This window comes from Hungatella sp. SB206 (assembly GCF_051132295.1).
Classification (GTDB): Bacteria; Bacillota; Clostridia; order Lachnospirales; family Lachnospiraceae; genus Hungatella; species Hungatella effluvii.
Genome location: NZ_CP096603.1, coordinates 247,909 through 260,961, shown reverse-complemented (window position 1 = coordinate 260,961; position 13,053 = coordinate 247,909). Strand labels below are relative to the sequence as shown.

The window sequence follows — 13,053 nt, the reverse complement described above, 5'->3', positions numbered from 1 at the left end:
CTATATCCGCTTATAGGCCTCCGCCAGAATAAACCATGTCACATGAGGAATCCATTGTTCCGCCCAACGCCAGTTGTCCTTTACACTGCCGCCGGGTTCACGGATAAATGCGATTCCTTCTTCATTGTCCTCCGCACTCGTAATACCATTGCAGATGCCGCCGGGGCAGTTCATGAAATCATACCTGTCGTTAAAGAAGTACTGGATGTTATTTCGTCCATACCCTTCCATCATACAGGAATCAAACGGGTTTAACCCCATAATCCAGTTGATCTGCTGATCAGCGAAGAGCTCCAGCGCATCTTTTAATTCCATATCCCGGGTTACAGCAAGGAGTGCTCTGGCCGCTGCCGAAAGCGAGGCTATTCTCGCATTTTCGCCCTGCCACCACGGCTCCACCGCAGTATGATGAGGGAAGAAAAACTGGATCCTTTCTATTCCCTTCTCGTCTTTATACAGAAATCTCGGATAACCAAACGGGTTGCTCACCGATGTGGACACAAAAAGCATGTGGCGCATAAGCATCTCTGCCATCTTTATCGCATCATTCGACTTTTCCTCGTCCATTTCGACGGCTGCATACTCGATCAGCGCCATAACAGGCAGTCCCTCATCGGCCGCATGGTAATACGGTTCGCCATCTTTCACAGTTAAATAAGCCTTCTGCCCCTCTTCCATCACCATCCGTTTATAGATTCGTTCCGCCATGGCTCCGGCTTCCATCAGATATTCGTACTCTTCACTCGCCCGAAAAAGTTCCGTCAAAGCCAAAAGAGAACAGTATTCATCAATCAGATTCCAGGCTCCGTCATTGGTATAGCGCTCATTGTTCTCATATAAGTAGTGCCATGCGTCCTTGGCCGCCAGCAGATACTCATCTCTTGTATAATCGGTGCCCGGATAGTAATGCCTTGAGGCCGCCGCAAGAGCGGCTATAGCCGTTCCGCCGCCGGAACGCAGACTGACCTCATAATTGGTGTCATTCACCACCTCTTCATCCGCTGTCGCCGCCTTCTCACTGAACTGGGAACTGGAGCCGTGATGCTCAAAACCGATTTTACGGTTTCCCCGAACATGAGCCAGGGCATTGGCGCGGCTGATGGAACGGAAGAATCCACCGGAAGGCGTACGCAGACGCATCAGAAAATCGGCGCCAAAGCTCCCTTCGTCCAGCATTCTGCGCTTCAGCATGGTATACTGCTCATTTCCGGACGCTGTCAGTTCCTCGGCCGCCTTAAAGAAGGTATATGCACTGAATGACGCCTGCTGCGGATTATGTACGGTTCCATGGGATAAATGAGACAGATGGATGCCGTAATCCCCCGTAGCATCATACCAGCCGCCGTGGGCATCCACCCGCCCCGCCCTCTCTCCGTCGAAGCTGAGACTGCGGTCTTCATGGAGCCACTCCCCACTGGAACGCTGTGCCTTAAAGTAATAGCAGGCCGCATTGATCAGCCTCATTGTGATGAGTGACTGCCGGATTTCAAAACTCTCGCTTACCACCGTGCCGAATGACGTCTCCAGACAGATGCAAAAGACGCCCTCGCCCTTCCAATCCGAAAAATCCAGAGTCCAGTAGTAGCCGGTATTCCACTGCGCGACTTCCCCGCACTCCGCCGGAACGCCCACAAACACGGTCTCCCCGCCTTCCCGGCGCACACAGAAATGAACCGGCCGGTCTTCTCTCTTTCCCTGATATACCGCGGTCTTTCTGCCGCCGGCATCATACCCCAAATGATTAACAAGCACTTCCATATAATTGATCCTCCAAATTTAGTTCCGCCCGCGGCGGGATGTTTTTACTGATATGCCGGCAGATCATCCTTTCACCGCCCCCGCCGTAAGACCTTTGATAACCTGTTCCTGGGATATTACATAAAGAATGAGCAGCGGCACGATTGTCACGATAATCGCTGCCATCATACTTCCATAATCAGTTCCGAACATATTGCTGACCATGGACAGAATCACGCAGACCGGCTGCTTGGAACGCTGTGACAAATAGACCATGGATGTCAGCAAGTCGTTATAGGACCAGATGAATACCATGATTCCGACTGTCGAAAACATCGGTTTGGACAGCGGCATGGTAATACGGGAAAAGACATAAATGGGTGTGGCGCCGTCCATAATGGCGGCCTCATCCAGTTCATCAGGCAGCGAACGCATAAATCCGGTCAGCAATGTAATGGAAAAGCAGAGATTTCCCGCAATCTGAGGGATAATGGCCGCCGCATGAGTTCCTCTGATCGGAAGCTTGCTGATCGTTACAAAGTTGGGAATCATGGTTGCAAAGGATGGAACCAGGAGGCAGGCAATGAGGACTGCATCCGCGTATCTCGTCCATTGAAAACGGAATCTTCCCAGCGCAAACGCCGCTAATCCGGCCACAAGCACCACTCCGACTACCACGGAACCGGAAATAATAAAGCTGTTCAGAAACGCTCTGGACATGCTTAAATCCGGATAACTCATGATCGTCTTGTAATTGGTGAACTGAATGGCGGAAGGCAGTGCCACGCCATTTTTTACGATTTCTTCTGACGTCTTAAAGGAGTTGACGAACACCCACAGCAGAGGGATAATTGTCGTCAGCGCCCAGGAAATCAAAATCACGTATTTTAAAACAGCTGCTGCCAGCTCTTTTCCGCGCCCTTTTCTGTCGTCATTCATTTTCCTCACCTCCCGAAAGCAGCTTTCTGAGTACGCTGGTCACCGCCACGCCAAGCACGATCATGACAATCGCAATGGAACTGGCATAGCCGCCGTTCCCGCGCGCAAACGCCTTCTGATACATATAGGTGCTGAGCAGCTGGCTGGAATCCAGTGGTCCTCCATTGGTGACCATGAAAATGATATCGAACACTTTAAAACAGCCGGAAATTACCAGAACAATCGATGAGGTGAGCACGCTTCTCAGCATGGGAATGGTTATGTAGGCGGCCTTCTGCAGGGGCCTTATTCCATCGAGCATAGCCGATTCATATATATCAGCTGGAATGTTGGCAATTCCCGTTAAGAATATGACGAAATAGAAGCCCACATACTGCCACACAACCGGAATCAGGGCTAAGTATATCGATGACTTCTCATTGATCCATACCTGTTTCTCTCCGCCAAACAAAACAACAAAATAGTTGAGCAGACCGTATTCATATTTATAAATAAGAGTAAACATAAGGCCGATCGCCGTAGCTGAAATAACGATAGGGAAAAAATAAATCGTGCGGAAGAACTTAAAACAGTGTCTGATTCCATCGACCATGATCGCCAGGATAAGGGCAAATCCGATCTGGAATATAAGTACTCCTGCCATCAGAATCACAGTGTTGCGAAGAGCCACCCGAATCACGGGATCAGCAATTAATTCCTTATAATTATCGAGTCCAATAAAGGTCTGTTCCGTGGAAAAATTATACCATGCGGTGAAGCTGTAAAAGATGGTTTTTCCCAGCGGATATATCATGAAACACAGCAGCAGCACCACGGCAGGAATCAAGAATACGATCGCTGTCCTTTGTCTTTTCGCCTTCATGAAGCATTTCCCCTCTCTTTTCTGTCAGGGCGGCAAAAGCTCTCACTTCTGCCGCCGCAATCCCTCTTTCCTGTTATCTGTTTACTGCTTCCTGAATTTTTCTTGCTTCTGCCAGGAGATCCAGGCTGCTCTTCTTGCCTTCTACCAGATACGGGGTGCCGTCGTCTGCGATTGCCATCCAGGCCTCGCGGCTTACCTGGGAATCGATTGCCGTATCGGTATAGGTTGCTTTGTTTAACATAAGAACCGCGCTCTTCATCAGCTCAGAGGCGCCCTCCGGTGCCTGGCACTCTACCGCTGAGCTTCCGCCTACTGCGATAAAACGCTGCATGATCTCCGGTGAAGTCAGGTATTTTAAGAGCTTTAAGGACTCTTCACTGCGTTCTGACGCTTCCCTGCTTAAAAACCATCCGGAGCCAAAGCCGGCAAGCGCACAGCTTTCTCCGCCCTTTCCTCCAGGAAGAGCCGGCATGGAAATCAGCCGCATATCCGGATTGTCTTCCAGGGCACTGACACACCAGGAGCCGTTAAACATCATGGCTGCCTTGCCCTCCTTAAACATCAGACGGATGTCGTCTTCTGAAATAGTCATGGTATCCTTCGGAAATGCTTCCTTCTGATACAGGTCAGCGATACAGTCGAGCGCCGGAGCCCAGCTGTCATCAAAGTAATTCTTATGGCCTTCCGCTCCAGCCTGGGCTAAAATAGCCAGCTCCAGAACGTAGGATGGTTTCGCCATAGAGGCTGCAAACGCCGGAATTCCATTCTGGGCAAATACCTCGACCGCTTTCATAATATTATCGTACGATGTCGGCTCTTCGAGGCTGTACTGGTCAAACAGCTTTTTATTATAGAAAAGTCCTTCATAATAGCCGAGATAGGGAAGGCTGTACTGCTTACCGTCGTATTTCTGGCCATCCAGCGCGGACTGCTTGAAATTCTTAGACCAGTCCTGGTCTGCTTCCATAGATGGTCCAATATCCACAAAGAGTCCGGAATCCACCAGGGGCTTTCCATCCGCCCCCGTATAGAACAGACATAGATCAGCGGGAGTTCGGGCAGCGATATCTGCCTGCATCTTTGTACGGAACACATCGTTCGCTCCCGCGGTAGGCGCAGACTCATCTACAATCTCAATGCCCGGGTTGGCCTGCATATATTCGTCGATCACTTCCGACCACACCGGAGCCCACTGATCGGATCCGGTAAAGAACGTGAATACACGGATCTTCTCTTTTGCGCCGGATTCTGCCTTCTTTCCGGACTCTGCCTTCTTTCCGGAGTCCTGGCCTGCATCGGCCTGTTTCGTGCTCTCATTTCCCCCCTGGTTTGCTGATGGTGACTGGCCACAGCCTGCAAGGGATGAGATCATCATTGCTGAGCCTGCGAGTAACGCTAACATCTTTTTTGTTTTTTTCATGATTCCTCTCCTTCTGATTCATATCATTTTATTTTTTAAGCAGTTTGACTGCTAAAAAGACAGACTCTTCTGTTTCCCTCTGCTCCAGACTGCAAAAAACAGAGTTGCCGCTCCTATGGTAATTGCTGAGCAGGCCATCATGGAACCAGCCCCCCACAGCTCGAAGGCCGCGCCTCCGATATATCCGAAAATCAGTTTGCTGAATACGGTACTCATGGTGGCGTTCAACACCTGGCCGCTGGCCCGTAAATCCGGCGGTACTCTTCTGTTAATGTAATTCAGCAGGCAGTATGTAATTCCAGTATAACTGAAGCCGTGAAGCAGATTCGTAACAATAATTAACACCGGGTCCGTCAGATAATAAAGAAGGGACCACCGGACGCAGGTCAGGACGCCTGCCAGAATCAAGAGCCTTGCGACTCCCATCTTTTTGACCAGACGGTGCATAAACATGAGGCACGGCGCCTCGGCTGCCGAACAGGCAAACATCATCCAGCCGACCAGCCTGCTGTTCCCCCCAATTTGAATAAAATGGAGTGAGTAAAAGCTGTAAAAAAAACTGTTGCCGAGTCCATAAATCAAATTGAACGCGATCAAAACCACGAGGGTGCGGTTGGATAATATCTCCCGAACCGAGGATTTCTTTTTTTCGTTTCGAAACCCTTTCACCGGAGGTATCGTCAGAGAAAAGAGCAGGCACAGCCCCATGGCCGCCGCTACGATCCAGAATATGGCCGAATACTCATCCCTTAAGAAGTAGCCAATCAAAACCACCGTCACCGCGTATCCAATGGTTCCTCCCATACGGATCCAGCCATAATCCCATTTGCTGTTCACTAGAGATTCCAGTGTGATATTGTCGTTAAGCGGTACAATCGGCACGAAGCACGCTCCAAAGACTGCCACAAGCAGTACCACCGGCCAGTAGCTTCTCGTGAGATAAAAGCCCAGGGCCGAAAGAATTGAGGCCAGATAGAGGAAACAGACCACCCGGTTCTTTACCCTGGCCCGGTCACTTAAGATTCCCCACAGAGTCTGTGCCGCCAGAAGTGCAACCGTAGAGATCGAGATGATACTCCCAATCTGCGTCGCAGTAAATCCGATCTGTGCCAGATACAGGTTTAGATACGTATTGTAGATGGCCTGCCCTGAAAAATACACCAGATATACGCAAAACAGCCCTGTCGGAAAACTTCCATCCTTACTTTCTCGTCCCATTGTGCAACCCCAATTTAATTTCTTAACTTTGTTTAGTTATTTTTGATGAACTCAGTATATCATAGCCTTTATCCAAAATCAAGTTGGTTATTATAGTCGTTTTATATAATGTTTTGCTTACCATTTTGTTTATTATGCACATCAACTAAGATCATTACTGATTATAATACAGTTTTTGCGAAAAGGAGGGCTGATGCCATTTATTCGTCAAGAGGTTCTCAATTACTAAATATAATTAAATATTTATCTGTAATATTGTAATTACATATTGACAATATAATTATTTACCCATACAATGGTGATAAACAACTGTGAAAAGGAGATTTCGCTATGATTAACTTTGACGAGGCGGTAATCCGGGAAAATTATCAATTCATTTATGCTCAGAGAGACCGGATTGAAGCCATTGCAGACCAGATCTGCGCAGATGAATTCGATCTGCTGTTCTTTACCTCTTCCGGAGGCTCCATGGCTATGATGCAGCCATTCCAGCATTATATTAACCATTACTCGCCGGTTCCGACTGACGGTATGCTTTCCGCTGACCTGGTTCTTACCGGCTGCAACCGTATTACCAGCCACTCGGTAGCATTTCTCACCTCCAAGTCCGGGGACACACCGGATACACTGAAGGCGGCCCAGTTCCTAAAAGAACGAGGTGTCCGTCTGGTCTCCGTCATCGGAATCCCCGATTCACCTCTGGAGGCGATATCCGACTATTCCTTTATCTATAAGGACGGAAGGCCCCAGGAGCTGGTCTTTTATCTTTTAATCGGCAAAATACTTGAGATAAAAGGCTATTTTCCTGATTATAAAAGTTTTGCAGACGAACTGGGCAGTCTGGGCAGCGCTCTGGCTCAGGTCCGCATTCAGGCCGATGAAGCCTGTATCAGCTATGCGAAAAAGTACTGCCGGGAACCCTATAACATCTGGATTGGCTCCGGAGACTTATGGCCCACCGCGTACTCCTATTCCATGTGTGTTCTGGAGGAATCCCAGTGGATACGCACGAAATCCGTCAGTTCACCGGAATTCTTCCACGGTACCCTGGAGCTTTTGGAGGAAGATGTATGTGTAACCCTGCTCCTGACAGAAGGGGTGACAAGGCCTCTCGACGAAAAGGTAAAAGCATTTGCTCAAAAGCACACGAATAAACTGACCTGCTTTGACTGCCGTGATTATGCACTTGCGGGTATCAGCGATCGTTACCGCCCGCTTCTTTCCCCCGTGATCATGGCCGCGGTTCTGCAGCGAATCAGTAAGAATATTGAGGTAATCACAGACCATTCCCTGGACATCCGCCGTTATTACAGAAAGGGTGAGTACTCATGAGACTTTTGGGGCTCGGTGACAATGTCATCGACTACTATACAAATACCGGCGCCGTATATCCGGGCGGTAATGCTTTCAATGCTGCGGTTCACGCCTCCATACTCGGTGCAGAAGCCGCCTACATGGGCAATCTGGCCGATGACGCCATGTCTGAAGTCATCATCGATGCGCTGAACCATTTTCATGTGGACTTCTCAAGATGCAAAAAAGTCCCAGGGACCATCACCAAATGCTGCCGCTACCGCGTCACAGACGGGGAACGCACCTATCTGGGCATCACAGCCGGAGACCAATGGTCCGGACCGCTGCTGCTTCAGGAAGAGGATATGGAATACTTAAGATCATTTTCTCTGATTCACAGTTCCTGTAATGCAAAAATGGAAGAAGAGATGTCCCGGCTCAGCGGTCTTCCAGCCTTATTCACCTACGATTTTGGTGAAAAGGAAAAATACAGAACCGATTCCTATTACGATAAGATCTGCTGCGGGCTGGACCTGGCCCTGTTTTCATGCCCTCCAATGGAGAAATCGGAGATACGATCATTCTGTGAACCGCTCCACAAGAGAAACACAGGACTCGTCCTGATCACCATGGGAAGCTCTGGTCAGTGCGTATCTGACGGTACTTCTCTGGTATACGGAAAAGCGGAATATATTGATCCGGTTGATACAATGGGAGCCGGGGACTCCTTTCTCACCGCCTTCGTCATGGCTCTGTATGAACATGGCTGGACAAAAGGCCGTATTCCTGCCCCCGCCACGATCGGGCTGGCTCTGGAAAAGGCCACCGCCTACTCCACTGCCAACTGCATGAAAAAGGGAAGCTTCGGTTATGTAACGTATGCCGGACACCCATTGTAAAAAATGGCTTTTCCTGTTATACTAGACGGAAAATGTAATGTTTTACAGGATCTGCGGGGTGAAAAATTGGACTATATTAAGATTAACAAATACAGCTCTGTTCCGCTTTACGAACAGATACGTCAATGCATCATAGAGGCGATACAGAAGGGAATCCTAAAGCCTGGCCAGAAGCTTCCTACGGAGGAAGGCATCTGCAAGGCCTGCGGAGTTTCCAGGCCCGTCGTGCGCCAGGCCTATAACGAACTGGTAAACAGCGGAAGAATTGAACGAAAACGTGGCTGCGGCTCCTTTGTGAAGGGTCCGGATAACCGCGGAATCTTTATGAATCAGCTTATGAGCTTCGATGAGGAGATGAAACTGATCGGTAAGGTTCCCTCCACCAGACTCCTGAGCATGGAAAAAATACAGTTTGATGAAGATCTGTATCAAAAATTGGAACTCGCGCCGTCTGATGTATGCCTGAGACTGGAAAGACTCCGCTATTCGGATGGTATCCCCTTTGTCTATACGGTCAATTACCTCTCTTTAAATCGTTTTCCAAAGCTGGACCGTTTCGACTTTTCGAACGCCTCCCTGTATCAGACTTTAAAGGCGCAGTACGATGTGCTGCCAGTCCATTCCAGACGGTCTATTACGGCCCGCAGCGCTTCGCCCCGGCTGGCTGACTCCCTGGAGGTTCCGGAAGGCACCGCGCTGCTGGTGATTGAAAATATTGTCTATGACCAGTATGACTGCCCCATAGAGCTGAGTATAGAATCAATCTCAGGGGAAACTCACCAGTTTAGTTTTGACGTGTTCCGCAATTCGTAATTGATCGGCAGGGATGGAGGCGGCCGAAAAGGACCTGAGAAATCGAGTGCCTGACAGCCGGATAACCTGACGTAAATAAAAAAACTGCTTTACTGGAATGACCGTAATGGGATAACCCATGGCCTTTCTCAGAAAGCAGTTTTTTCATAAAAGTCAGATTTTTAGAGGACCTGAATCGAGAAGTCCTTCAGGAGTTCTCGATAAATGTCATCGGTACCCTTGTTTTTGTATCCTTCCGGCCTTAGAGATGCCCCGGCCGAAACCATGAGCCGAAACCCACAATTCTGTAAATTTACATTTTTATCCTCTTTCCGCTCTCCCCCTCCTCGCGCAAACCACCATTCCAATCACAATCCCAGCCACCGCCGGGCTGATCCATTCCAGATTCAGGCTGTGCAAAGGCAGTCTATTTAACACGCGTCCCAGAGGCGTTATACCGATTTGATACAGGGACATAGCGATGCTCGTCACTCCGGTCAGGGCAGTGGAGCAGACGTAAACCGGCTGCCACCGTTTCCCGTCACGGAAGAGAAATGAGAGGAGAATCAATACGATAGCCGCTGGGTAGATCGCATTTAACACCGGGACGGATATCTCCAGAATCCGGTTAAGCCCGGCATTGGCGATAATCAGGCTGACCGCGGCGAAGACAAAGGCCCATGCACGATATCCGATTTGCGGCAGAATCGTACAGAAATACCGGCTGCAGCAGCTGATCAGTCCGATACAGGTATTCAGGCAGGCGATAAAGAAAATAGCCGCCAGCATAATCAGCCCCGTCTTCCCAAACAGGAAACGTACCATCTGATTCAGAGTCTGCGCACCATTCTCAGAATAACCGAATGCGCCTCCCGTAACCGCGCCGATGTGAGCCAGCGCGGCGTACACCAAAAGCAGGATGCCTCCGGCAATCACTCCGGCCCTGATCGTTTCTTTTATGATGGCGCTCTCCGACTTCATCCCCAGAGCGCGGATATTGAGGGAGATAATAATTCCAAAATTCAGTGCCGCGATCGTATCCATCGTCAGATACCCTTCCAGAAATCCCTTTACAAACGGATGATTCTGATAAGCCTCAGACGTTCCGCCGTAACCGGACGCCGGCTTTAAGATGCAGCCAATGAACAGAATCGCAATCAGAGTCAGCAGACACGGGGTCAGCACTTTTCCCAGCCTGTCCGTCAGTTTATCGGGCTTTAAGGCCACCAGGAACGCGATGGTAAAGAACAGGCACGAATACAGCAGCTGGGCCGTCCCCGCAGGGATACGTCCGTCCAGGAATGGTATTACGGCCATCTCAAACGACGTACTGGCCGTTCGCGGGATCGCCAGGCACGGACCGATCGATAAATAGATCAGGAGCGTAAAGACAGCTGCAAATGCAGGATGGACCCGCCCCGCCAGGCTGGTAAGGCCGCCGGCCTTCGCCACCGCAATCACGCCGAGAATCGGAAAGCCAATGGCGGTCACGGCAAAGCCAACCATGGCAGTCCAGGTATTCGTCCCTGCCATAGCACCCAAAAAGGGCGGAAAAATAAGATTTCCCGCCCCAAAAAACATGGAGAATAATGTCAGTCCTACCAGACATAAGTTACGTTTTGACAGTCTATCCATCGATCTCCTACCTGTCACCCGCGCGGTAACGGTCAAGGAGACGGTTGATTCTCGACGTCGGATTCAGAAGCTCGCTTAAAGAAGCGTCGTGATTCAGATTATCGATAATCAGCGCAATATATTTGCTCATATCTACATTGATATAATACGGTCTGGACAGCAGATCCGGTGTCTGATATACCAGGTTCGTCGTCAGGATTCTGTCGATAGTTCCATTCTCGTAGTATTCATCAAACTTAGCAAGGCCATTGGTGAATAAACCGAAGGTCGAGCAGATGAAGACCTTTCTCGCCTTACGGCGTTTCAGCTCCTTCGCCACCTCCTGCATGCTCTCGCCGGAAGATATCATATCGTCCACGATAATCACATCTTTTCCTTCCACGCTGCTTCCCAGGAACTCGTGAGCCACGATCGGATTGCGGCCACCCACAATCTGTGTATAGTCACGGCGCTTATAGAACATCCCCATATCAAGTCCCAGCACGTTGGCAAAGTATACAGCGCGGCCCATGCCGCCCTCATCCGGGCTGATCACCATCATATGGTCACTGTCGATCTGCAGTTCCTTCTCTTCTCTCAGAAGATACTTGATAAACTGGTAGATCGGCTGAACCGTCTCAAATCCCTTTAACGGAATCGCGTTCTGCACTCTCGGATCGTGAGCGTCAAAGGTGATGATATTCTCAACACCCATGTTGGTCAGTTCCTGAAGTGCCAGCGCGCAGTCGAGGGACTCTCTGCTGGATCTCTTGTGCTGTCTGCTCTCATATAAAAACGGCATGATCACATTAATACGGCGGGCTTTACCGGCCGCAGCCGCGATAATTCGCTTTAAATCCTGGAAATGGTCATCAGGGGACATGTGGTTCGTCATCCCGCAAAGGGAATAGGTCAGGCTGTAATTGCATACATCCACCATGATGTATAAATCGTCTCCACGAACTGACTCAGAAAGCGTTCCCTTCGCCTCTCCTGTACCGAAACGCGGTGTGCTGGCCCCAATGATATAGGACTCTCTCTGATATCCGGAAAATGCAATCGTAGACTTGTGCTCGCTCTCCCGCTCCCGTCTCCAGTCCACCAGATAATCGTTCACTTTGGCTCCCAGCTCCGTACAGCTCTTAAGCGGAATTAATCCCAGCGGGCCCACCGGAATCGTCTCAATCGTCTTCTCTTCGTATAACATTTCTTCTCCTCCAACGTATCCATTTGTCTTACAACGGTTCTTTTATATCATTATGCGCCGAAATAGTCAAGTTAATTAGCGCGTTTTGCTTTCTTTCGCAGGCGAATATCGTCGCCGTAGAGCGGAATAATGGTATATTTGCTGATCAGGCGGGAGGTCACACGCTCCGTGTAGCGGTCCCTCAGCTCATTCAGCGGATGATTCGTGGAAATAATCGTAGACTTCGATGAATTCAGCCGCTCATTGATGCAGTAAAACAGCTGCGACGAGGTGAAGCTGTTGTTCAGCTCCGTCCCCAGGTCATCGATGATGAGCAGATCGCAGTCCAGAATGTACTGGTACATGCCCTTCATCTCTTCCTCCGCCTGATACTCAAAGCGGTTCTTCGAAAATACCTCGAACAGATCATTGGCCGACAAGTAGATGACCGAGTAGTACCGGTCGATCAGCTCTCTGGCGATGCAGTTGGTCAAAAATGTCTTTCCAACCCCCGTAGGACCAGTAAATAACATATTCCCATGCTCTGTCGTAAAACTGTCCACAAACCGGTGGCATGTATCGACCACCTGCTTCATATACTGTCTCACCGTTCTTCCCAGGACGGGAAGCACCGACGAATCATCAAAATATTCAAAAGAAAAGGTAGAAAAATTCTCAAGCGTTACAATCTCTTCAATGTTGGACTGGGCGTATAAGTATTTCATCTCGGCCTGCCGGAAGCAGTGGCATTTCCTGCCCTCCGAGTAGCCTGTATCCATGCAGTCCGTGCACTTATAATGCATCTCCATATAGTCAGGCGGAAATCCGTAGGCACGAAGCAGGACACCCTTCTGCTCCCTCAAATCCGCTATTTCCGCCCTCAGTTCCTTTAATGCCCCCTGGTCGCCGTCCAGCAGCCTCCTGGCGCTCTTTACCGCGCAGGAGCTTATGGAGTCGTCCAGTTCTTTTATGGCTGGTATCTTATTATATACTTCTGCTATTCTGGATTCCTGTTCATGGCGGTTTAGCAGCTGCTGCTGCTGATAGGTACGCATGATGGCATCAAACTGAGAATTGCTGAGCGACATGGCTC

Annotated in this window: 11 protein-coding genes; 3 read left to right on the top strand and 8 right to left on the bottom strand. The window is 49.6% G+C overall.

Features of this window, described 5'->3' with window-relative positions; translation table 11 throughout:
• The 5 genes from M1L66_RS01135 to M1L66_RS01115 form a co-directional block, all read right to left on the bottom strand.
• A complete protein-coding gene (locus tag M1L66_RS01135; protein ID WP_434690372.1) occupies nt 1-1,758 on the bottom strand; it encodes a glycoside hydrolase family 9 protein in 1,758 nt (585 codons plus the stop codon).
• A gap of 63 nt (nt 1,759-1,821) precedes the next feature.
• Nucleotides 1,822-2,676, bottom strand: coding sequence for a carbohydrate ABC transporter permease (locus M1L66_RS01130; RefSeq protein WP_187023367.1), 855 nt, complete (start codon nt 2,674-2,676; stop codon nt 1,822-1,824).
• Nucleotides 2,669-3,538 carry a carbohydrate ABC transporter permease gene (locus M1L66_RS01125; protein WP_187023366.1) on the bottom strand — a complete coding sequence of 290 codons (870 nt, stop codon included), beginning with the start codon at nt 3,536-3,538 and terminating at the stop codon, nt 2,669-2,671. Before M1L66_RS01125 ends, M1L66_RS01130 begins: the two co-directional genes overlap by 8 nt.
• A gap of 73 nt (nt 3,539-3,611) precedes the next feature.
• Nucleotides 3,612-4,958: an ABC transporter substrate-binding protein gene (locus M1L66_RS01120; protein WP_434690368.1), complete on the bottom strand. Its 1,347-nt coding sequence runs from the start codon at nt 4,956-4,958 to the stop codon at nt 3,612-3,614.
• A 51-nt stretch (nt 4,959-5,009) separates the two neighbouring features.
• On the bottom strand, nt 5,010-6,176 hold the full coding sequence (locus tag M1L66_RS01115) for an MFS transporter (RefSeq protein ID WP_187023364.1): 1,167 nt from the start codon (nt 6,174-6,176) through the stop codon (nt 5,010-5,012).
• Between the two features lie 330 nt (nt 6,177-6,506).
• Between M1L66_RS01115 and M1L66_RS01110 the strand changes: the two genes are divergently transcribed.
• The 3 genes from M1L66_RS01110 to M1L66_RS01100 all read left to right on the top strand — a co-directional run bounded on the left by M1L66_RS01110 (nt 6,507) and on the right by M1L66_RS01100 (nt 9,181).
• The gene (locus tag M1L66_RS01110) at nt 6,507-7,508 is read left to right on the top strand and encodes an SIS domain-containing protein (protein ID WP_187023363.1); all 1,002 of its coding nucleotides are present in this window, start codon (nt 6,507-6,509) and stop codon (nt 7,506-7,508) included.
• Nucleotides 7,505-8,368, top strand: coding sequence for a PfkB family carbohydrate kinase (locus M1L66_RS01105; protein ID WP_434690365.1), 864 nt, complete (start codon nt 7,505-7,507; stop codon nt 8,366-8,368). The genes M1L66_RS01110 and M1L66_RS01105 overlap by 4 nt, the downstream gene beginning before the upstream one ends.
• A 66-nt stretch (nt 8,369-8,434) precedes the next feature.
• Nucleotides 8,435-9,181, top strand: coding sequence for a GntR family transcriptional regulator (locus tag M1L66_RS01100; RefSeq protein ID WP_187023361.1), 747 nt, complete (start codon nt 8,435-8,437; stop codon nt 9,179-9,181).
• Nucleotides 9,182-9,481: 300 nt separating this feature from the next.
• On the opposite strand, the gene brnQ is transcribed toward M1L66_RS01100, so the two are convergent.
• The 3 genes from brnQ to M1L66_RS01085 all read right to left on the bottom strand — a co-directional run bounded on the left by brnQ (nt 9,482) and on the right by M1L66_RS01085 (nt 13,048).
• The gene (gene brnQ / locus M1L66_RS01095) at nt 9,482-10,795 is read right to left on the bottom strand and encodes a branched-chain amino acid transport system II carrier protein (protein ID WP_434690362.1); all 1,314 of its coding nucleotides are present in this window, start codon (nt 10,793-10,795) and stop codon (nt 9,482-9,484) included.
• 7 nt (nt 10,796-10,802) lie between these two features.
• Entirely contained in the window at nt 10,803-11,981 is a 1,179-nt protein-coding gene (locus M1L66_RS01090; RefSeq protein WP_434690360.1) for a ribose-phosphate pyrophosphokinase, read from the bottom strand.
• Between the two features lie 71 nt (nt 11,982-12,052).
• Nucleotides 12,053-13,048: an ATP-binding protein gene (locus M1L66_RS01085; protein ID WP_434690357.1), complete on the bottom strand. Its 996-nt coding sequence runs from the start codon at nt 13,046-13,048 to the stop codon at nt 12,053-12,055.
• Between the last annotated feature and the right edge of the window lie 5 nt (nt 13,049-13,053).